At 75.6% G+C, this 20,926-nt stretch carries 18 protein-coding genes; 6 read left to right on the top strand and 12 right to left on the bottom strand.

Translation table 11 applies throughout. From position 1 onward, the window contains the following. Positions 1–8: 8 nt before the first annotated feature. The 6 genes from BDZ31_RS21665 to BDZ31_RS21695 all read right to left on the bottom strand — a co-directional run bounded on the left by BDZ31_RS21665 (position 9) and on the right by BDZ31_RS21695 (position 8,219). Positions 9–911, bottom strand: coding sequence for a hypothetical protein (locus tag BDZ31_RS21665; protein ID WP_183345055.1), 903 nt, complete (start codon positions 909–911; stop codon positions 9–11). A 44-nt stretch (positions 912–955) separates the two neighbouring features. Continuing rightward, positions 956–2,614: a calcium-binding protein gene (locus BDZ31_RS25635; protein ID WP_281381788.1), complete on the bottom strand. Its 1,659-nt coding sequence runs from the start codon at positions 2,612–2,614 to the stop codon at positions 956–958. Positions 2,615–2,668: 54 nt separating this feature from the next. After that, positions 2,669–5,476 carry an AAA family ATPase gene (locus BDZ31_RS21680; protein ID WP_183345057.1) on the bottom strand — a complete coding sequence of 936 codons (2,808 nt, stop codon included), beginning with the start codon at positions 5,474–5,476 and terminating at the stop codon, positions 2,669–2,671. A gap of 94 nt (positions 5,477–5,570) precedes the next feature. Beyond that, a complete protein-coding gene (locus tag BDZ31_RS21685) occupies positions 5,571–6,344 on the bottom strand; it encodes an ABC transporter permease (RefSeq protein ID WP_183345059.1) in 774 nt (257 codons plus the stop codon). Further along, complete coding sequence (locus tag BDZ31_RS21690) at positions 6,341–7,150, bottom strand: ABC transporter ATP-binding protein (RefSeq protein ID WP_183345062.1); 810 nt, start codon at positions 7,148–7,150, stop codon at positions 6,341–6,343. The genes BDZ31_RS21685 and BDZ31_RS21690 overlap by 4 nt, the downstream gene beginning before the upstream one ends. Next, positions 7,128–8,219 carry an ABC transporter substrate-binding protein gene (locus BDZ31_RS21695; RefSeq protein WP_183345064.1) on the bottom strand — a complete coding sequence of 364 codons (1,092 nt, stop codon included), beginning with the start codon at positions 8,217–8,219 and terminating at the stop codon, positions 7,128–7,130. The genes BDZ31_RS21690 and BDZ31_RS21695 overlap by 23 nt, the downstream gene beginning before the upstream one ends. Positions 8,220–8,513: 294 nt before the next feature. Here BDZ31_RS21695 and BDZ31_RS21700 point away from each other — a divergent pair, with 294 nt between their 5' ends. Further along, entirely contained in the window at positions 8,514–8,759 is a 246-nt protein-coding gene (locus BDZ31_RS21700; RefSeq protein ID WP_183345066.1) for a hypothetical protein, read from the top strand. Between the two features lie 5 nt (positions 8,760–8,764). Here the strand turns inward: BDZ31_RS21700 and BDZ31_RS21705 are convergent, their stop codons facing one another. Both BDZ31_RS21705 and BDZ31_RS21710 read right to left on the bottom strand, forming a co-directional pair. Continuing rightward, positions 8,765–10,018 (bottom strand): sigma-70 family RNA polymerase sigma factor, encoded by a 1,254-nt coding sequence (locus BDZ31_RS21705; RefSeq protein ID WP_183345067.1) that lies wholly within the window; start codon positions 10,016–10,018, stop codon positions 8,765–8,767. Then, the gene (locus BDZ31_RS21710) at positions 10,015–10,383 is read right to left on the bottom strand and encodes a YciI family protein (protein WP_183345069.1); all 369 of its coding nucleotides are present in this window, start codon (positions 10,381–10,383) and stop codon (positions 10,015–10,017) included. The genes BDZ31_RS21705 and BDZ31_RS21710 overlap by 4 nt, the downstream gene beginning before the upstream one ends. Before the next feature lie 265 nt (positions 10,384–10,648). Between BDZ31_RS21710 and BDZ31_RS21715 the strand changes: the two genes are divergently transcribed. Further along, a complete protein-coding gene (locus BDZ31_RS21715; RefSeq protein WP_221243244.1) occupies positions 10,649–11,143 on the top strand; it encodes a hypothetical protein in 495 nt (164 codons plus the stop codon). A 42-nt stretch (positions 11,144–11,185) separates the two neighbouring features. Here the strand turns inward: BDZ31_RS21715 and BDZ31_RS21720 are convergent, their stop codons facing one another. Beyond that, the gene (locus tag BDZ31_RS21720; protein WP_183345071.1) at positions 11,186–11,539 is read right to left on the bottom strand and encodes a winged helix-turn-helix transcriptional regulator; all 354 of its coding nucleotides are present in this window, start codon (positions 11,537–11,539) and stop codon (positions 11,186–11,188) included. 98 nt (positions 11,540–11,637) lie between these two features. Between BDZ31_RS21720 and BDZ31_RS21725 the strand changes: the two genes are divergently transcribed. The 3 genes from BDZ31_RS21725 to BDZ31_RS21735 all read left to right on the top strand — a co-directional run bounded on the left by BDZ31_RS21725 (position 11,638) and on the right by BDZ31_RS21735 (position 15,486). Beyond that, entirely contained in the window at positions 11,638–13,935 is a 2,298-nt protein-coding gene (locus BDZ31_RS21725) for an LLM class flavin-dependent oxidoreductase (protein WP_183345073.1), read from the top strand. Positions 13,936–14,045: 110 nt separating this feature from the next. Next, positions 14,046–14,522, top strand: coding sequence for a DUF2269 family protein (locus tag BDZ31_RS21730; protein ID WP_183345075.1), 477 nt, complete (start codon positions 14,046–14,048; stop codon positions 14,520–14,522). A 139-nt stretch (positions 14,523–14,661) separates the two neighbouring features. Then, positions 14,662–15,486, top strand: coding sequence for a universal stress protein (locus BDZ31_RS21735; protein ID WP_183345077.1), 825 nt, complete (start codon positions 14,662–14,664; stop codon positions 15,484–15,486). On the opposite strand, the gene BDZ31_RS21740 is transcribed toward BDZ31_RS21735, so the two are convergent. Both BDZ31_RS21740 and BDZ31_RS21745 read right to left on the bottom strand, forming a co-directional pair. Continuing rightward, positions 15,483–17,054, bottom strand: a complete 1,572-nt coding sequence (locus BDZ31_RS21740; protein ID WP_183345079.1) for an FAD-dependent monooxygenase — start codon at positions 17,052–17,054, stop codon at positions 15,483–15,485. The genes BDZ31_RS21735 and BDZ31_RS21740 overlap by 4 nt on opposite strands. Positions 17,055–17,175: 121 nt before the next feature. Beyond that, a complete protein-coding gene (locus BDZ31_RS21745) occupies positions 17,176–19,440 on the bottom strand; it encodes an MBG domain-containing protein (protein WP_183345081.1) in 2,265 nt (754 codons plus the stop codon). Positions 19,441–19,634: 194 nt separating this feature from the next. Between BDZ31_RS21745 and BDZ31_RS21750 the strand changes: the two genes are divergently transcribed. Next, positions 19,635–20,084 (top strand): VOC family protein, encoded by a 450-nt coding sequence (locus BDZ31_RS21750; RefSeq protein WP_183345083.1) that lies wholly within the window; start codon positions 19,635–19,637, stop codon positions 20,082–20,084. A 72-nt stretch (positions 20,085–20,156) separates the two neighbouring features. Here BDZ31_RS21750 and BDZ31_RS21755 read toward each other — a convergent pair whose 3' ends face one another. Next, on the bottom strand, positions 20,157–20,639 hold the full coding sequence (locus BDZ31_RS21755; protein WP_183345085.1) for an SRPBCC family protein: 483 nt from the start codon (positions 20,637–20,639) through the stop codon (positions 20,157–20,159). Positions 20,640–20,926 lie beyond the last annotated feature (287 nt).

Here is a 20,926-nt window from a genome sequence, read left to right on the forward strand (position 1 = left end):
CTCGGCCGCTATCTGTCGCCGTTGAGCAGGATCGCGTCGTCGCCGGCGACGTCGATCAGCGGCGCGCCCTGGAGCTTGACGCGGAGGTTGCCGGTCAGCGGGCCGGTCGCGAAGGGGCCGCCGCCGCCGTTCGATCTGAACAGGCCGGTGCCGGTGAAGGCGCCGGCTCCCTTGACGGTCGCGCGCGCACCGCCGTCGGAGGCCGACAGCAGGTTGGAGCCGCCGGCCCGGACGATCGTCGCGCTGCTGACGGTCGCGCGGCCGGCCCGCTCGGGCGCGCCGGCGCGGGTCAGCGTCAGGTCGCGCTTGGTCGCCATGAACGAGTAGTTGACCCCGTCGCGCTCGAGCGTCAGCATCAGCCGCATCTGGTCGTCCTGACCGTCGCCGCCGTCGCCGTCGCCGCCGTCGCCGCGGCGTCTGTCGCTCGTTCTGTCGCACCTGATCGAGCCGCCGACGCTCGTCTGCGACGGCAGCGATCTGATCGTCACCAGCTTGCCGTTGGGCAGCCGCAGCCGCAGTCTCCCGACGAGCGCGCCCTTGTGCGTCGTGCCGGGCTTGCCGGTGCAGCCTCTCGGCACCTTGCGGCTGCGGTCGGCGCTGGCGTTGCGGAGTCTGAGGTCGACGTCGCCGCGTCTGCCGAAGGCGCCCTTGATCGTCGCCTTGCCGGGTCTGACGACCACTCTCACGCCTCTGGTGACGTGAAGCGTGTCCATCTGCCCGTTGGCGACGGTCCCGCGGTCGACGACGATCGTCAGCGAGTCTCTCTTGGCGTCGACGGCGGAGAGCATCACGGAGTAGCCGCCGGCGACCTTCACCGGCCCGCCGCTGACGGTGCCGGCCGCCTGTGCCGCGGCGGGAAGGGCCAGCGTCGCGGCGAGCGCGCCGGCCAGGATGATGCGCGAACGTTTCATCGCTCTCTCGATCTCGGTTTGGATGCGTCGTCTCCGCTCGCGCGCTATCTGCGGGCGACGACGACGCCGAAGCTCTTGCGGACGGTCTTCTTGCCGACTCTGAGCGACACGGCGACCGTGGCCCGGCGGGCGCGTCTCAGCGCCGTCCGGGCGCGCGGCGGCAGCGCCAGCCGCACGACCGCGGCGCGGCCGGCTGGGACGGTCACCGTCCGCCGTCCGAGCGCGATCGCCTTGCGGCCCTTGCCGATCGACGCCGTGACGGTGACGCGCGTCTTTCTGGACGCGACCAGCGTGCCGAGCGTGAGGCGCTTGCGCTTCAGCTCGACCTGCTGCTTGACGGCCGCGCCCCTTCTGCCGTTGCCGACCAGCAGTCGCACCGCGCCGAGCCGCATCCGCACCTTGCCGGTCGGGAGCTTCGCTCCGCCCGGCGCGGGGACCGTGCCGGCACCGCCGCCGCCTCCGCCTCCTCCGCCGCCGCTCCCGCCTCCGCCGCCCGGCGGCGCCACGACGCTCACCGTGCCGCAGGCGCCAGGCCCGGAGGTGGCGACCGGGTCGACCGCGTCGACGATCGCGACGTCGCCGGCCTGGTCGCCCAGGACCTGGCAGAAGATCAGCGTGTCGGCCTCGCCGTCGGCCGCCTCGATCCGGTCGAACGGGCTGCGCAGGGAGAAGCCGCAGGTCGACGTCGGGCCGGCGTCGGAGTAGAAGGTGTCGGCGCCGGGGCCGCCGATCAGCGTGTCGGTCATGCAGCCGCCGGTCAGCTCGTCGTCGCCGGGGCCGCCGTCGACGACGTCGTCGCCGTCGTCGCCGGAGATCCGGTCGTTGCCGCCGAGGCCGCTGATCCGGTCGTCGCCGTCGCCGCCCCAGAGGATGTCGTCGCCGGGCGAGCCGACGATCACGTCGTCGCCGGCGCTGCCGCCGACCGTCTCGATGTCCGGATGGATGTTGTCGGCCTCGCCGGCCATCCCGTCGTCGGCGATCCCGTCGAGCGTGATCGTGACCGGGTCGGCGCGATGGAAGTAGCTGAAGCTGTCGTTGCCGGGGCCGCCGATGTAGGTGTCGTTGCCCTTCAACGACGCCGGATAGCCGAAGCCGACGTACTGCTCGAACTGATCGTCGCCGGCGCCGCCGTCGAGGTGGTCGTCGCCGCCCGGCCCCGAGCTGCCGAAATCTCCGTTGAGGATGTCGTTCCCGTCCTGCCCGTGGATCCGATCGTCGCCGTCGCGACCGGTGAGCTGGTCGTCGCCCGGGCCGCCGTGGATCACGTCGTTGCCGCTGGTGCCGTCGATCCGGTCGTTCCCCGCGCCGGCGTCGATCTCGACCGGGACGGTGAAGGGGGCCTCGATGTCCTCGTAGACGGTGACCAGGTCGTCGCCGTCGCCGAGCGTCGCGACGATCCGCTGCGGCCGCGGACATGCCCACAGGTCGGCTTCGATGCCGGCCGTGCAGACGGCCGCCGCCCCCGGCGTCAGCGTGCTCCCGTTCCAGCTCTTGACCTCGACGATCGCCGGGTCGACCGACCCGCCGCCGCCGTGGGAGAGCAGCAGGTCGTCGACGCCCGGCGTGCCGGCGATCGTGAGCGTGGTGCCGTCGTGGTCGATCGTCGCGGCCTGCGCCGCGCCGACGCCGGCGAGCATGAGCAGCGCCGCCGCGAGCGCGGCGGCGCGGCCGCCGCGGCGTGCGAGGGATCTGGAGCAGAGCATGGCTTCGACGCTGCCACAGGCGGCGCACCGCCGCGACCCGCGCCACCCCGGAGATCACCCCGGGGTTTCGGCGCCGGCCGACCGCTCGAGCGCCGCCGGCAGCGCCGCGCGCGAACGGACGCGCAGCTTCGAGTAGACGTGGCCGAGGTGGTACTCGACCGTCTTGCGGGTGACCCACAGCGCCTCGGCGATCTGGCGGTTGGTCAGCCCGTCGGCGGCCAGCTCGGCGACCCGGCGCTCGCTCGGGGTCAGCGACTCGACCCCGCTGATCCGCTCCCGCCGCGGCCGCGCCCCGCTCGCCTCCAGCTCGGCGCGGACCTCGCGCGCCAACCGCGCCGACTCGGTGCGGCTGGCGGCGTCGAGCGCCGCGCGCAGCGTCTCGCGCGCCTCCTCCAGCTCGCCGCGGCGGCGAAGCGTCGCGCCCAGCGCCAGCAGCGCGCGGCCGTGCTCGAGCCGCAGCGGCGAGGCGGCCAGCGCGGCGACCGCCTCGCGCAGGGTCGCCAGCCGCTCCCTCCCCTCCTGGGCGAGCGCGCGCACCCGCAGCGTCGCGCCGAGCGCGCCGATCGCCCCGGCCCCGCGGGCGGCGGCGACGTCGTGGTCGATCAGCTCGCGCGCCTCCTCGGCGCGACCGCTGCCGGCCAGCAGCTCGGCCAGCCGCATCCGGCCGCGCGCGGCCGCCGGCGCGCGCCAGCCGCGGCGGTCGAGGATCTCGACGACCCGGCGCAGGTCGCGCTCGGCCTCGCCGTGGCGCTCGGCGGCGGCGCGCGTCATCCCGCGCGCCGTCAGCGCGAAGACCTCGACGAAGGTCCCCTCGGCGGCGCCGAGCGGGCGGTCGATCACCGCCTCGGCCTCCTCGACCCGGTCGAGCAGGACGAGGCTCTCGGCGACGATCGCCGCGACCGCCGCGACCGACACCGGCACGCCGGCCTCCAGCACTCCCTCGTAGCCGGCCTGCGCATGGGCGAGGCCGCGCGCGACCGAGCCGAAATCGCGGTGCCAGTAGGCCCACGACTGGTCGACGAAGGCGCCGGCGGTCCGCAGGCCGCGCTCGCGCACGACGCGGTCGCCCTCGAGCAGCAGCCGCCGCGCCGGCTCGGGCCGCTCGGCGAAGCGCAGCGCGTGCGTCAGCAGGCTCCAGGTCGAGCCGCCCGGACCGACCTCGCGCAGCAGCGCGCCGTCGGCGGCGGCCCGCTCGGCGAGCGCGGCGACCTCCGCGACCGGCTGGCCGGCGAGCGCCTCCTCGGAGGCGAGGTGGGCCAGCTCGGCGGCCGACGGGTCGCGCGCGGCGCGGATCGCCTCGTAGCGGGCGAGGCGCGGCTCGGCGAGCGCGTCGACGAAGCAGAGCGCCTCCAGCTCGGCGGCCTCCAGCCGCAGCCGCTCGCCGCGGTCGCCGGCCTGGGCGCGGGCCTGATCGATCTCCGCGAAGGCGGCGACCGGGTCGCTGAGCAGCAGGACGGTGCCGAGCGCCGCCCGCCCGCGCGCCTCCTCGTCGCGCTCCAGCCCGGCGGTCAGCGCCTCGCGCATCCGCGCCGGCCCCTCCGGCAGCAGCATCCGCAGCTCGAGCTCGGCCAGCTCCAGCAGCAGGCGCGGGCGGTCGGGCAGCTCGGCGTCCTCGGCGAGCGCCCGTCGCAGCAGCTCGACGGCGGTGCCGGTCGCGCCCTCCGCGGCCGCCTCCCGCGCCGCGGCGCGCAGGTCGGCGACCGCGCCGGGGTCGCGGGCGGGCGCAGTCGCCAGCCAGTGGAGCGCGACCTCGGCCGGCCGCGCGCCGCGCTCGCGCAGGCGGGCGGCGGCGAGGCGGTGGAGCCGGTCGCGCTCGGCGTGGGGCATCGCCGAGGCGACGGCCGAGCGCACCAGCGGATGGACGTATCGCCAGCCGCCGGACGCGACGAGCTGGAGGTCGGCGAGGTCGGCGAGCGCCGCGCGCGTCGCGGCGAGGTCGAGCCCGGCGAGGGCGACGACGTCGTCCAGCCGCGCCCGCTCGCCGGCGACCGCCGCCGCGCGCGCGACCGCCGTCGCGTCCGGGTCGAGGCGCGCGAGGCGGCGCACGACCGTCGGCGCGACGCCGGGCGCCGCCAGCTCGGGCAGCCGCTCGGCCTCCTCCGCGCGGCCGCGCAGCCCGTTGGCGGCCGCCTCCCGCGCCAGCAGCGACAGCAGCAGCGGGTTGCCGCCGGTCGCCCGCCAGGCGGCGTCGCGAAAGCGCTCGGAGGGCGGCCCGGCGAGCGCGTCGGCGAGCATCGCGCCGGCCGCCGGCGCGCTCAGCGGCGCCGGCTCGACCGTCGCGCAGGCAGGCGCTGCGCGCAGCGCCGCCAGCAGCTCGACCGGCGCGCCCGGCTCCTCGGGGCGGAGCGTGCAGACGGTCAGCACCGGCAGCCCGTCGATCCGGCGGCCGAGGAACTCGAGCAGCCGCAGCGACGCCGGGTCGGCCCAGTGGAGGTCGTCGACGCACAGCACCAGCGGCCGCTCGTCGGCGAGGTTGGCGATCAGCCAGTGGAGGCCGTTGAGGACGCCGTACTCCGGGTCGCCGTCAACTGCCGCGGCGCCGAACAGCGCCTCAGCGCGCCGTGCCGCGCCGGCGAAGAGGCGCTCGCGCCGCTGCTCGTCGCAGGCGCGCACGACCGGCTCCAGCAGCTGGTGGACGATCCCGAAGCCGAAGCCGCGGTCGAGCTCGGAGGCGCGCGCCGGCAGCACGAGCCCCTCGCGCCGCCGCGCGATCTCGGCGGCGGCCTCCAGCAGCGCGGTCTTGCCGATCCCGGCCGGACCGGAGATCAGGCAGGTCGCGCCCTGCCCGGCGCGGGCCCGCTCGACCGCCTCGCCCAGCGCCGCGACCGCGTCGTCGCGCTCCAGCAGCCCGCTCCCCCTCACGCCTGGATCGTAACCAGCCCGTTCGGGAACGCGGCGGGCGGCGATCAATGGCGGTCTGTACAGGACTGTCCTGTACAGACCGCCATCGATCGGCTCAGCCGTCGTCCTCCCACGTGACGACGAGGCGCTCGACGATGCCGATCAGGGCGAACAGGAGCAGCGCGAACAGCGAGGCGACGATCATCGTCGAATAGAGCAGCGGCGTCTGGAAGTTGTAGGTCGCGTTGATGATCAGGTAGCCGAGCCCCTCGTCGGCGCCGATCCACTCGGCGACGATCGCGCCGATCACCGCCGAGGTCGAGGCGATCTTCAGCGCGGTGAAGAGGAACGGGAGCGCGGCGTAGGTGCGCGCCCGCCAGAACAGGTCGGCCTTCGACGCCGACATGACGCGGAACAGCTCGACCGTCTGCGGGCTGATCGCGTTGAAGCCGCGCACCATGTTGACCAACGTCGGGAAGAGCGTCATCAGCGCCGCGATCACCACCTTCGGCGCCATCCCGTTGCCGAGCATCAGCACCAGCACCGGCGCGACCGCGACGAGCGGCAGCGTCTGGACGAAGACGGCGACCGGGAAGAAGCTGCGCTCGACCGTCCTGCTGTGGACGAAGACGATCGCGATCGCGATCGCGAGCACGTTGCCGATCGCGAAGCCGAGCAGCGCCTCCTGCGCCGTCGGCCAGAGGTTGTCCATCAGCAGCCCGAAGTCGCCGGTCAACGACCTCCAGACGTCGCCCGGCGGCGGCACGACGTACGGCGCGACGTCGAAGACGGTCACGACCGCCCACCACAACGCGATCCCGCCCGCGATCCCGCTCAGCGCGACGAGGCCGCGGGCGAGCGCGCCGCGCAGGTCGGCCGCGCTCCTCATCGTCGCGCGCCGCCCTCGAGCAGGGCGCGCGCCTGCGCGGCGACCGCGACGAACTCCGGCGTGTCGCGGATCTCCGGCCGCCGGTCGGCCGGCAGGTCGACCGGCAGCGTCCCGGCCAGCCGCCCGGGTTGGGGCGTCAGCACCGCGATCCGCTGCGACAGGAAGACCGCCTCGGAGATCGAGTGGGTGACGAAGACGATCGTCGTCCCCGTCTCCCGCCAGATCCGCAGCAGCTCGCGGTTCATCGCCTCGCGCGTGATCTCGTCGAGCGCGCCGAACGGCTCGTCCATCAGCAGGACGCGGGGTCTGGTCACGAGCGCGCGGGCGATCGCGACGCGCTGGCGCATGCCGCCCGACAGCTGGCGCGGGTAGGCGTCGGCGCGGTCGCCGAGGCCGACCAGCTCGAGCAGCTCCCGCGGGTCGGCCTGCTCGCCTCCCGACGCCGCCTTCGCGCGGCGGCGGCCGACCTGCAGCGGCAGCTTGACGTTGTCGATCGCCGTCCGCCACGGGAGCAGCTCGGCATGCTGGAAGACGAAGCCGATCGCGCGCGCCCGGCGGGCGCTCGCGGGCGTGCCGCCGAGCACCGCGACGCGCCCCGCGCTCGCCGGGATCAGGTCGGCGATCACGCGCAGCAGCGTCGATTTTCCGCTGCCGGAGGGGCCAAGGATCGAGAGCAGCTCGCGCTCGCGGACGTCGAGCGTCACGCCCTCCAGCGCGGTGACGGTCGTGCGCCTGGAGGTGAAGGCGACGGCGAGCCCGTCGATCGAGATCGCCGTCGTGCGCTCAGTCGCCGGCGGTCCGAGCATCCCTCGTCGCGTCGAGCACGTCGAGCGTCATCACGTCGTCGACCGTCGGCACGTCGCCTCTGTCGAACTGCCCGGTCTGCTCCCACAGGTCGAGCTGCTGCTGCCACGCGTCGGCGGTCATCGTCCCGTAGCCGTCGCGCTCGCTGGCGTCGGTCCACATGAACGGCGCGAGCGTCCGCTCCGCCTCGACGATGCTCTCGACGGTCGACTTGCCCTCCGCGTTCGGGTAGGCGTCGACGAAGATCCGCGCCGCCTCCTGCGGATGCTCGCGCGCGAACCGCCAGCCCTTCGCGGCCGCCCGCATGAACGCCTGCGCCAGCTCCGGCTCGTCGTCGAGGAAGCGGGGGTTGGCGTAGTAGACGCCGCCGTAGAGCGGGACGCTGTCGGCGTATCTGAGCACGTGGTAGCCGTCGGGCAGCAGTCTCAGCTGGGCGCGGTCGGTCAGCCAGCCGCCCCACACGTCGACCCGTCTCTGCAGCAGCGGCCCGACGTCGAAGGAGACCGACGTGACGCCCGCGAGGTCGTCCTTCGTCATGCCGTTGTCCTTCAGGTACGCGTCGAGCATGCCGACCGCGGGCGGCGGCACGCCGACCGTCTTGCCGCTGAGGTCGGCCGCGCTGTCGAGCTTCGTGCCCGGCAGCGCGAAGTACGCGTACGGATGGGCCTGCAGCTGGGCGGCGAACGCCTGCACCGGGATCCCCTGCGAGGCGGCGAGCATCACCGGCGGGCTCTCGGCAGCGATCCCGAGCTGCGCGCGGCCGGACGCGACCGAGGCGACGCCGTCGTTGCTGGGACCGCCCGGTCGGATCTCCAACTCGATCCCCTCGTCGGCGAAGAAGCCCCGCTCGATCGCGGCGACCTCGCCGATCAGCCCCTCGTCGACCGTCCAGTTGTACTGCAGCGTCAGCTTCGCGACCTCGCCGGTCCCGCTCGCGCCGCCGCCGGTCGTCGCGGCGGCGCCGCCGGCGTCGTCGTCGCCGCCGCAGCCGGAGATGACGACGAGCCCCGCCGTCGCGAGCACGGCCAGGACGAGCAGCCGCACGGCCCGCAGGCGCAGCGCACCTGTCATCTGTCACTGCTCCTTCTGTTCACTTCGAGACACCGAATCGGATTCCGTCGGGCCGCGCGACGAGCGCCGCCCATCACGGCGATCATAGGCGCCGGTCGCCGATGCGCCCGGGCAGGCACCGGGCGGTCCCGCGTGCGCATGGCCGCATGCGACTGCCGAGAGAATGGTGTCGCGACCTCATGCTGATGCCTCCTCGAGCGTGAGATGGTCAGGTGCTACGGCCTGCGAGCCTCCCCGACCGAGACCAACCGTCGCGGGCCTCATCGGGCCAGCGTTCGAAACCGAAGGAGACACATGCCAAGTCCATCCCGCCGGCTGCAGGCTGCACAGTCGAAGTCCGGCCGCCCCCCTTCCGCCGCCACGGCGCCGCTGCTGATGATCTTCGTCGTGCCGACGATCCTCGTCGTCGCGCTCGTCGGCTGGATCGCGACCGGGCTCAGCTGGGGCACCGTCGTGCTCGCGCTGGTCTTCATCGTCGTGATGACCTTCGCCGTGCTGCTGACGATCAACCGCCTGCTGGCCGACGACGCCGGCGGCTGACCCGCTCAACGGCCGGCCAGCCGCGCCGCCTGCGCCTGCAGGTAGCGCTGCTCGGGCAGGCTGGTCGTGCCGCGCGCGGCGGCGAGGTAGTCGCGCGCCGCGGCCTCGCGGTCGCCGAGCCGCTCGAGCACGTGGGCGCGGACGGCGGCGAGCCGGTGGCTGCCGGCCAGCCGCTCGTCGCCTTCGAGCGCGGCCAGGCGGGCGAGGCCGGCCTCCGGGCCCTCCGCCATCGCGACCGCGGCGGCGTGGTTGAGCGCGACCACCGGCCCGGGCGCGAGCCGCTCGAGCAGCCGGTACAGGGCGGCGATCTGGCGCCAGTCGGTCGCATGCGCCGTCGGCGCCTCGGCGTGGACGGCCGCGATCGCCGCCTGCATCTGGTAGGGACCGACCGGCGCGCGCGACAGCGCGCCGGTGATCAGCGCGACGCCCTCGTCGATCTGCTCCCGGTCCCAGCGCGCGCGGTCCTGCTGGTCGAGCGGCACGAGCGCCCCGTCGGGACCGGTGCGGGCGTCGCGGTGGGAGTCGGTCAGCAGCATCAGCGCCAGCAGGCCGGTCGTCTCGCCGTCGCCGGGCAGCAGCTCCAGCAGCTCGCGCGTCAGGCGAATCGCCTCGCCGGTCAGCTCGCGGCGGACGAGGTCCGGTCCGCTCGAGGCGGTGTAGCCCTCGTTGAAGATCAGGTAGAGCGTCTGGCGCACCGCCTCGATCCGCGCCGGCAGCTCCCACTCGGTCGGCAGCTCGAAGCGCGCGCCGGCGTCGGCGATGCGGCGCTTGGCGCGGCTGATCCGCTGGCCCATCGTCGCCTCCGGCACGAGGAACGCGCGCGCGATCTCCGCCGTCGTCAGGCCGCCGACGGCGCGCAGCGTCAGCGCCACCTGCGAGGCGCTCGTGAGGCTCGGGTGGCAGCAGAGCAGCAGCAGCTTCAGCGCGTCGTCCTCCGCGGCGGCGCCGTCGTGCTCGGGCACCGCGCCGCCGGCCGCCTCCTCCCGCTCGCGCTCGGCCGCGACGGCCGCCTCGCGGTCGCGGCGCGCGCGGTCGCTGCGGATCGCATCGACGACGCGGCGGTCGGCGACGGTCGTCAGCCACGCGCGCGGGTCGTCGGGGAGGCCGTCCTGCCGCCAGCGCGTCGCGGCGGCGAGCAGCGCCTCCTGGACCGCCTCCTCGCAGAGGTCGAACTGGCCGTGGCGGCGCACGAGCGCGCCGAGGACCCGCGGCGCCGTCGCGCGCAGCAGGTCCTCGATCCGGCGCTCGTCGCGAGTCACGTCTCCGCCGCGCCGTCGCCCATGATCGCCCGCACCTCGATCGCGCCGCCGTAGCGCACGTCGGGCCAGCGGCGCGCGACCTCCAGCGCCCGCTCCTCGCTCTCGCAGTCGATCGCGACGTAGCCGCCGAACTGCTCCTTGCTCTCCATGAACGGCCCGTCGGTCGCGACCGCGCCGCCGCCGTCGCCACCCCGCACCGTGCGCGCCTGCGACGGGTCGACGAGCGCCTGCCCGCCGATCAGCTCGCCCGACTCGGTCAGCTCGCGCATCAGCTCGTCGACCTCGCCGAACAGCCCGGTCCGCTCCCGCTCGCTCAGCTCCGTCACGAAGCCCGGCCGGTTGTAGATCAGCAGCATGTACTTCACGGCGTTCCCTCCATCGTCGGGCGCGCCCTCCGTGGACGCGATTGCCGGGGAAGTCGGAGCCGGCGCCGCGTTCTCGACATCTCCCGGGCGGTCGCAGCCGATCATGTCGAAATCGGCGGCTTCGGCAGCCACGCGGAGGCGTTCGCCGAGCGGGTCGACGCGGTGCTGCGCGGCGCCGGGTAGCGTCCGCGACGGCGACTCCGGTTTGCGGAGCGGTGAAGGCGGAGAGGTTCGCGACGTGGGCCGGCCATCGAGATCAGCGACCGTGACGGGGGACGAGACGGCCGGCGTGGTCGCGTCGATCGGATCGCGCATCGCCCACGGCCTGGCCGCGGGGGCGGTCGGGACGATGGCGCTCAACGCCGTGACCTACGCCGACATGCTCGTCCGTGCGCGGCCGGCCAGCAGCCTGCCGGAGGAGGACGTTCGGAGGCTCGCCGGGCGCGCCGGCATCTCGCTCGGCGAGGGCGAGGCGGCCGCCCAGCGCACGAGCGCGGCCAGCGTCCTGATGGGCTACCTCACCGGGATGCTCGGCGGCGTCGCGTGGTGCGCCGCCGAGCCGGTCGCCCGGCGCCTCCCGTGGCCGCTCGCCGCCACTGCGCTCGGCGTCGTCGTGATGACGGCGACCGACGCGAGCAGCGCGCTGCTGAGAACGACCGATCCCCGCAGCTGGTCGGCCGCCGACTGGGTCTCCGACCTCGTCCCCCACCTCGCCTACGGCGCCGCCACCGTCGCGACCGGCCGCGCGCTGCGCGGCTGACCGCGTCAGCCACGGCGCGGCACCGCTCCCGCGCGGCGCCGCCTAGCTGCCTTCCGCGGGCAGGTTCTCCTGCGCCCAGACGGCGATCTGGTCGAGCGCCGGCATCAGCGCGCGGCCGCGGTCGGTGAGCGCGTAGGAGACGCTCACCGGCGGGCCGGCGTCGACGGTGCGGACGATCAGGCCGCCCGCGGCGAGGTCGGAGAGCCGGTCGGAGAGGACGCTGTCGCTGATCCCGTCGAGCGCGCGCGCCAGCTCGCGGAAGCCGGCCGGCCCGACGCTGAGGCGCCCGAGCACGACCGCGTTCCAGCGCTTGCCGAGGAATCTGAAGGCCCGTCCGAGCGCCTCGGAGGCGGGGACGCAGGCGGCGGGGTCGTGCGAGGCGGGCGGTCCGGCCATCGATCGATCGTAGCGCGCTAGCTGCTGCTATTTTCGAAGTAGCTACTACCCACCTTGCGACTGCGAACATCCGAGTCGCCTGCGAGAGGATCAGGCACATGGCCGACTACGGGCACGAGCTCGCCTTCGGGACGTTCATCACGCCGCAGAGCGCGCGGCCGCAGGAGGCCGTCGCGCTCGCGCGGCTGACCGAGCGCGCGGGCCTCGATCTCGCCACCTTCCAGGACCATCCGTACCAGCCGGCGTTCCTCGACACCTGGACGCTGCTGTCATGGGTCGCCGCACAGACCGAGACGCTGCGCGTCGCGCCCAACGTGCTCAACCTGCCGCTGCGCCAGCCGGCGGTCGCCGCGCGCGCTGCGGCCAGCCTCGACCTGCTCTCCGGCGGCCGCTTCGAGCTGGGCCTCGGCGCCGGCGCCTTCTGGGAGGGGGTCGAGGCGATGGGCGGCGCGCGCCGCACGCCGGGCGAGGCGGTCGACGCGCTCGACGAGGCGATCGACGTGATCCGCGGCGTCTGGGATGCCGACGCGCGCGGCGGCGTCCGCGTCGACGGCGAGCACTACCGCGTGCAGGGCGCCAAGCGCGGGCCGGCGCCGGCGCACGACGTCGAGATCTGGCTCGGCGCCTACAAGCCGCGGATGCTGCGGCTGACCGGCCGCAAGGCCGACGGCTGGCTGCCGTCGCTCCCCTACCTCCCGCGCGAGCAGATCGCGCCGGCCAACGCGGCGATCGACGAGGCGGCCCGCGCCGCCGGCCGCGACCCGCGCGAGATCCGCCGGCTGCTCAACATCAAGGGCGGCTTCGGCCCGGCCGGCTCTGGCTTCCTGCAGGGACCGCCCGAGCAGTGGGTCGAGGAGCTGGTCGAGCTGGTGCGCGAGCACGGCTTCAGCACCTTCCTCGTGATGGGCGACGAGCCGCGGCTGATCGAGACGTTCGGCGCGGAGGTCGCGCCCGCCGTCCGCGAGGCGGTCGCGCGCGAGCGGGCCGCCGCCGGCACCTCCACGGCACCGGTGCGCGGGCCGCAGGCGCTGGCCGAGCGGCGCCCGGGAATCGACTACGAGGCGGTGCCGCCGTCACTCGCCGCCGAGGCGGTCGAGCCCGGCGACCGCGCCTACCGCTCGGTCCGCTCCAGCTACGTCCACCGCGGCTCGCCCGGCCTGGTGCTGCGGCCGCGCGACGCAGAGCAGGCACGGGAGGCGCTCGTCTACGCGCGCGAGCAGGACGTGCCGCTGGCGGTCCGCAGTGGCGGTCACGGCATCAGCGGCCGCTCGACCGACGACGGCGGCGTCGTGATCGACCTCGGCCGCCTCGACGAGGTGACGCTGCTCGACCCGGCGACCGGCCGCGTCCGGCTCGGTCCCGGCGCGCGCTGGGGCGACGTCGCGCGCGAGCTGGGCCGGCACGGGCTCGGAATCAGCTCGGGCGACTACGGCGACGTCGGCGTCGGCGGGCTGGCGACCGCCGGCGGCATCGGGCTGCTCGTGCGCAGGCACGGCCTCACGATCGACCACGTCGTCGCAGCCGAGATGGTGCTCGCCGACGGCAGCCGCGTGCGCGCCGACGCCGAGGAGCGCCCCGACCTGCTGTGGGCGGTGCGCGGCGCGGGCGGCAACTTCGGGATCGTCACCGGGCTGGAGCTGGAGGCGTACCCGGTCGGCGACGTCGTGCTCGCGACGACGGTCTACGACGCGAGCGAGGCCGCCGCGCTGCTGACGAGATGGGGCGCCGCGATCGAGCGGGCGCCGCGCGAGCTGACGAGCTTCATCACGGTCGTGAACCGCGGGCGCGGCCCCGCGTTCGCGCAGGCCTACAGCGTCTACGCGGGCGACGACGCGCAGGCCGCGGCCGACGCGCTCGCGCCGCTGCTGGAGGCCGGCCCGGTGCTCGACCAGCGCGCCCACCTCCTGCCGTACCCGAACGTGATCCCGCCGCACGGCGGCGACCACGTCGGCGGCGGCCTCGGCGGCGTCCGCGCCGGACTGCTCGACCACCTCGACGCCCCGGCCGCCGAGGCGCTTGCGCGCCTGCTGGGCTCCGGCGAGGTGCCGCTGCTGCAGGTCCGCTCCGTCGGCGGCGCCGTCAACGACGTCGCCCCGCTGGCGACCGCGTACGCCCACCGCAGCCAGCAGTTCTCGGCGAACGCGGTCGGCCGCTCGGCTGCCCGGCTCGACGAGCTGTGGGACGCCGAGCTGCTGCCGCTCCAGCATGGGCTCTACCTCAGCTTCGACACCGACCGTCGCCCGGAGCGGCTGCACGACGCCTTCCCCGAGCCGACGCTGGCGAGACTGCGCGAGCTGAAGGCGCGCTACGACCCCGATCAGCTCTTCGACCGCAACTTCCCGATCCCGCCGTCCGGCACGCGCGACCACAGCTCGTCGAAGGCGATGCTGTCGTAGGAGCAGCGACACGCCGGTCGCGCTCCGGCGCCGGTGTCCTCCGGCGCGTGTGGGAGGCTGTGCGCGATGCGCTCCCCCCGACGCGAAGCCGGCATGCCGGAGCAGCGCCGTTGAGCGGGTCCGGCGCGCGCGACGTCGCGCTGTTCCTGCACCTGCTCGGCGTGATCGCGCTGCTGGCCGGGATCGCGATCGCGGCGGTCGCGCATGCGCGGGCGCGACGGGAGGAGAGCACCGAGGCGGTCGTCGTGCTGCTGCGGCTGGCGCGGACCGGCGTGCTGCTCGCGGCCCCGGCGGCCCTGCTCGTCGTCGGCGCCGGGGCGTGGCTCGTCAGCATCCAGCACCTCGCCTGGGACACCGGCTGGCTGCGCACCGCGATCGCCCTCTTCGTCGTCTCGCTCGTGCTCGGCGCCGCCGGCGGCCGCCGCCCGCGGCAGGCGCGCGAGCTGGCGGAGCGGCTGCGGACCGACGGCCGGCCGCCGAACGACGCGCTGCGCGCCCTGCTCGACGACCGCGCCTCGTTGCTCGCCAACGCCGCCTCGGCGATCGCGATGCTCGTCGTGCTGTGGCTGATGGTCGCGAAGCCGTGAGCGCGCAGCCTGCTCAGTGCTGATCTGAGCACGGCATGCGTGCCCGGATCAACGCTGATCGCCGGCGCGGCGCTCCCGCGCGGAAAGATGGGCTCACGACCGCATGCGCACCCCGCCGCGGCGCTGGCATGGTCACGTGATGCGACTTCTCTGTGGACTGGATCACTCGACGACGTCGCTCGCCGCCGCGTGCTTCGCCGCGGGGGTCGCGCGCCGCCTCGGCGCGGAGCTGACGGTCGTCCACGTCGTCGAGCCGCCGGCGACGGCGCGCGGTGCGAGGGCGCGGGCGCCGCTGCCCGAGCCCGCCGGCTACACCGCGGACGCGCTCGCCGAGCGCGCCCGCTCCCTCGCGGAGCTGACCGGCGCGCAGGTGAGCGTGCGCATCGAGCACGGCCCGGTCGCCCCCACCCTCGCGCGGCTGGCCGCCAAGGAGGGCTGCGACCTGCTCGTCGTCGGCAGCGGGCGCGGCGGCGCGCTGACGGAGATCTGGCGGTCGGGCGTCGCGCGGCAGCTCGCCGCCGCCCCGCCCTGCCCGGTCGCGCTCGTCCCCGAGGAGGCGACGAGCGCCCGCGTCGAGCGGATCGTCGTCGGCTGCGACGGCAGCGCCGCCGCCCAGGCGGCGACCGCGGCGGCCGGGCGTCTCGCCTTCGCGCTCGACGCCGAGGTCGTGCTCCTGCACCAGACCCGCGCCCGGACGCGGCCGACCGGATGGGAGCGCTACGACGAGGAGCGCCGCCGTCGCCGCGCTGGGCGCGCCGCCGTCGGGCGCGGCGTCGCGCTCCACGTCGCCGAGCGCTCCGGCGACCCGGTCGCGACGCTCGCCGAGCCGGTCGACGGCGACGACGGCGACGCCTGGGTCGTCGTCGGCCAGCGCCGCCGCCGCCGGATGTCCCGACTGCGGCGCCCGCTCGCCAGCCGCGTCGCGGACCGGTCGCGTCAGCCCGTCATCGCCGTTCCCGCCTAGTCGCGGTCCGGCGCGGCGCGCAGCGGGAGGCCGCGGAGCCCGGCCGCCGGACCGAACCAGCTGCTCAGCGCGGCGCGGCGGGAGCGCGCGACGCGAGGCCCGGTCGCCGGACCGAACCAGGTGCCCAGCGCGTCGATCAGCGCGCGCGGGCCCGGGTCGCCGTCGCCGACCCAGGCGACGTGGCCGTCCGGTCGGACCAGGACGGCCCCGGGCGCCGGCACGGCGCCGAGCACCGGCAGCTCCCACGGTCCCTCGCACGTGGCGTCGACCAGTCGCACGCGATCGGCCCACGGCCCGACGTCCACGGCGCCGGGCGCGCCGAGGTTCAGCAGGACCGGACGGGCCTCGTGGAGCAGGTCGAACGCCCGCCGCGGGCCGTCGCCGGTGACGAGGTCGACGTCGGGCATCCGCCGTCCGAGCAGCGGGTGGCCGTCGCCGACGTCGTACCGGATGTCGAGCCCCGAGAGCGCGCCCGCCATCGCCCTCCGCGGCTCCTCCAGGCGCATCAGCTCGGCGACGGCGTCGCGCAGCGCCTCGCTGCGCGCGTCGGCGCGCATCAACGCGGTGATCGCCATCGTCGAGCGCAGCGCGCGGGCGGCGACCGGGTGGCGCTCGGCGTGGTAGCTGTCGAGCAGGCGCTCCGGCGAGACGCCGCGCACCACCTGCGCCAGCTTCCAGCCGAGGTTGACCGCGTCCTGCACCCCGGTGTTGAGCCCCTGCCCGCCCATCGGCGCCTGCACGTGCGCCGCGTCGCCGGCGAGCAGCACGCGGCCGACGCGGTAGGACTCCGCCTGTCGCGCGACGTCGGTGAAGCGCGAGATCCAGCGGGCGTCGTGGACCCCGAAGTCGGTGCCCCAGACCGAGCGCATGGCTCCGCGGAGGTCCGCCAGGCTCGGCTGCGCGGCGCGCGTGAGCTGCTCGTCGCGCACCACGATCCGCACGTGCCCGTCGTCGAGCCGGCCGATCGCGTAGACGCCCTTCTCGTCTCTGCGGACCTTGCCGACCTCGGACTCGTCGCGGAGCTGCGCCTCGGCGATCAGCCAGCTGCTCACCGGGTCCCATCCCGGGAACGCGACGCCGGCCGCCTTGCGCACGACGCTGCGGCCGCCGTCGCAGCCGACGAGGTACCGGGCGCGCAGCGACCGCCCGTCCGCCAGCGCGACCTCGACGCCCTCGCCGTCCTGTGCGAAGCCCGTCACCTCGCAGCCGCGCAGGACCGGCGTCCCCAGCTCCTCGACCCAGGCCGCGAGGATCTCCTCGAAGCGCCGCTGCCACAGAGCCAGGCCGTACGGCCGGCGCGTCGGGAAGTCGCCGATGTCGAGTGGAGCGCCGAAGCGGTGGATCTGCGCGACCTGCCCCTGCGACACGAACCGCTCGCCGACGCCGCGCTGGTCGAGCAGCTCGATCGTGCGGGCGTTCAGCCCGCCGGCCCGCGAGCCCTCGAGTCTCGCCTCGGCGCGCCGCTCGACGATCGCCGCGTCGACTCCGGCCAGCGTCAGCTCGGCCGCCAGCATCATCCCCGTCGGGCCGCCTCCGGCGATCACGACCGCGTGCTCTCCCGTGCCCATCTTCCCGCTCCCTTCGTCGTTGGGGCGGGCGATTATGGGGAAGCGGTCCAGGCCTCATGAGGGAATTGCCTGCGGTATACATTGAGGACGGCAGGTGAGAGTTCCCCGCCTGCACGGGCGCTCAGCGGATCAGCGTCACGGTCGCGCGGCGATTGAGCGCGCGGCCGCGCGCGGTCCGGTCGGAGGCGCGCGGGTTGCGCTTCCCGCGCGGCGTCTCGGTCGCTGGCGCAGTCAGTCCGGCGGCGCGCAGGATCGCGCACGCGGCGACCGCTCGATCGCGCGCGAGCGCCAGCGAGAAGGGCGTCTCGCGCGGACCGGCGACGCTCGCCACGTGGCCGGCGCAGACGACGCGCCGCACGCCGACGGCACGGCGCGCGAGCGACTCCAGCCAGCGCCGCCCGGCCGCGGTCGGGCGTGCCGTGTCGGGCTCGAAGATCGCCGCCCGCGGCCCCGAGAGCGTCTGGCGAGCGGCCAGCAGGCGGATCGGCACCGTCATGCGCGCCGTCCGCGCTCCGCCGCGGGCACGCGCGACGATCCGCAGCCGCGCGCGCTGGCCGGCGGGGTCGGCGAGGAGGCGCCGCAGCGCCGCCTGCCGCAGACGCACGGTGACCGCCACGCCGCGAGCGCCCCCGTGCGCCGCCGATCGGCCGCGGCCGATCGGCGCCCCGTCCGCGCCCTCCAACGCGACGACGCAGCGACGCAGCGGCGCGCCGCGCAGGCGGCAGCCGATCCGCACCGCGCCGCGGCGCACGACGAGTCGGCCGCCGAAGGTCCGCTCCAGGCGGGCGGCGGCCGTGCGGCCGGGCGCGCCCGCGCCGCCGGCCGCTTCGCCCCCGTCCGCGCTCCCGCCGCCCGCGCCGGGGGCGCCGTTGGCACGGCCATCCGCGCCCCCGCTGCCGGGATCGCCGCCCGCCGATCTGTCGCCGGCGCGCCCGCCGCCGTCATCCGGGCGATCGCGGCCGTCGCCTTCCGAGTCGCCGTCCGCGCCCCCGCCGCCCCCGCCCGGCTCGGGCGCGGTCACCGTCAGCGTTCCGGCTTCGAACGCGATCGCGTAGTCGGGCGAGCTGACCCCCGCGCACGTGATCGGATACCTCCCGGGCGGGCTGCTCGCGTCCGCCGGCGTCGTGCAGCGCAGCGATCCGTCGAGCCGATCGAGCCCGTCGCCGGCGACGAAGCCCTCGACGACGGCGTCCAGCGGCGGGTCGGGGGCGCCGACCGCGCGGCTCGCGTCGCGCGCGATCACGCGCAGCGGCGCCGGCTGCACGACGACCCCGGACAGCACTCCGAGCCCGTCGCCGAACGCCGCCGACGGGCTCGGCCAGCGGCCCTCGAGGTCGTAGGCGCCGGCATGCAGGCCGTCGACCTCGCAGCCGCCCTCGCCGTCGGCGCCGAGCGGTGCCTCGCAGGTGGACGCGAGCATGCCGCCCGGGCCGCTCACCGCGACGGCGACCGCCGTCGCGGTCGGCAGCACGCCCGAGCTGACCGCCACGGCCACCTCGACCGCCAGCCGCTCGCCGTAGCGGATCGGCGCGCGGGGCGCGGCGAGCGAGACCGTCGTCGCGGCCGCTGGCGTCGCGACCGCCGGCGCCGCCGACTGGGAGGGCCCGCAGGAGCCGTTGACGCAGAGCCCGAGCACGTCCTGCACCGAGAAGGTGTATGCGACGCCGTTGTCGAGGCCGGAGAAGGTCGCGCCCCGCTCGGCGACGATCGTCGTCGACGCCTGCGGCATGCCGTCGCGATAGGGCGTCACGACGTAGGTCGACGACGGGTCGCCCGACCAGGCGACCGTCGCGGAGCGATCGCCGGCGACGGCCGTCACGGCGCTCGCCACCTGCCAGCTCACCGTCTCACCGGGCACGTCGGCGACGCGCAGATCGACCTGCGCTGCCGCGCCGATCCGGTCGCCGTCGGCGTCGACAAGCGCGTAGGAGAACGTGTCGACGCCGTGGAAGAAGCGAAGGTTGGGCTGGTAGCAGAGCACGCCGGCGTCCGTCGGCGCGGCCGGCTCGCCCTCCGTCGGCCTGGGGATCGGCGCGCCGATCCCGTCGGCCTGAGCCGGGTCGAACGCAAACAGCCGGCCGTGGGTCGGCGAGGTCTCGAGCCGCATCGCGATCGCTTCGGGCGGGGCGTCGGAGGCGACCGTGACCGGGCGGTCGGCCGGCAGCGCGTCGTTGGCCGCCCACGGGACGGCGATGCACGCAGAGCCCTCGTAGCCGACGACCGCGTCGCCGACCGCGATCGGCGCCATGCCCGCCGGCGTGGTCGGCGGCGGAGAGGCAGCCTCCGCACGACCGGCGGCGAGCGCGACGATGGCGGCAGCGAGCACGGCGCTCGCCGCAGCCCGCCCCGCCGCCGGCAACGTGCCTGCTGCGGCTCTCCCCTCCATCGCATGACCTCCGTGTCGCAATCGAATACGTTCGCGCACGAATTCTAATCGCCGACGACTCCCGGCGTCGTGCCTTCGGCCCGCTCCGGTGCGCAACGGCAGGCCGAGCGGTCGTGACGACCCGGGGCGAGACGACCGCTCCGCCCCCGGCTGGGTATGACCTGGGTCTCGGCCTCAGCACAGGAAGGCTTCCCATGCCTGCCGCCCCACCGGACTACTTCGCCCCCGAGACCGGCCTGGTACTGACGCACCTGCTGATCGTGCGCGACGTCGACCGCTCGCGCGAGTTCTACGAACGCGTGCTCGGCACGACGGTGCTGCGCGAGCGCGACCCGTGCGTGATGCGCTTCGCCAACGGCTACATCGTGCTCAACGGCGAAGGAGGCCCCACGGACGACAAGCCCGACGTGCAGGCCCGAGCACCGCGCGACTCCGACACGCTCGCGAGCGCGATCAACATCCGCGTCACCGACGTCCACGCCGTCTACGAGCAGTGGCGAGCACGCGGCGGCGAGTTCCTCACCGAGCCCAAGGACCACGAGCTGGAGATCCGCTGCTATCTGCGCGACCCTGACGGCTACTTGATCGAGCTGGGCCAGGGAACCGGCATCCTGGAGCAGGTTCGCGGGCCGCGCCCGACGTAGTCGACCGCGCTCGACGCGCCGAGGGCCGGGCCGCTCGGCACGCGCCCCCACGCGCCGAGCGGCGCGCGGCGATTACCGCGCCGCGAACAGGTCGGCGTAGCGGCGCAGGTAGAGCGGCCAGCCGCCCTCGCCATCGACGCCGTCGCGCACGGCCTCCCAGCCCTCCAGGTGACGGTCGAGGTGGCGGTGCTCCAGCACCACGCGCGTGTGCCGCGCGTCCTCGGCCAGGAACCGGATCTCGACCTCGCTGGCCTTGTCCGGGTCGGCTTCGATCTGCCAGGTCGGGCCGATGTCCCAGCTGATCACCAGCCGGTCGGGCGGCTCGTACGCCAGGACGCGCGCCCAGCGGCACTCGCTGCCGTCCACGCCCCGGTCGTAGACGTGACCGCCGACGCGCGGCTCGAAGACCGTGTCGGCGATGTCGACGGCGAGCAGGTTGTGCTCGCGCGGCTTGACCTTGCTGAAGTCGTCGACGAAGACGTCGAACGCGCGCTCGATCGGCGCCGCGACGACGACCTCGTGCCGAACGCTGGTTGCCCCTGCTGCTCCACTCATGATCTCTCCTTCGCAGTCGCCCGCGCCCCACGAGGCGCGCCTGCCCGAGCCCAACCGCCGGACGCGTAAGCACTCACTAACCGTAAGAGTCTACTTACGGATCAGCCCACGTCAAGCCGGGCGTCGTGCGAAGGAGCGTAAGCGCCCCTCGCTGGGGCGGCATCCGATCGTCGGCCGCGCGTACGAGGCCGGCGCCTCACGACTCCCTCAGCGGGTCGCGGTGAGCGCTCGCAGGCGCGCGCTCGCAGGCGCGCGACGCCCTCGTCGAAGGGCCGACCTGTCGCCGC

The sequence above is a fragment of the Conexibacter arvalis genome (assembly GCF_014199525.1).
Taxonomy (GTDB): domain Bacteria; phylum Actinomycetota; class Thermoleophilia; order Solirubrobacterales; family Solirubrobacteraceae; genus Conexibacter; species Conexibacter arvalis.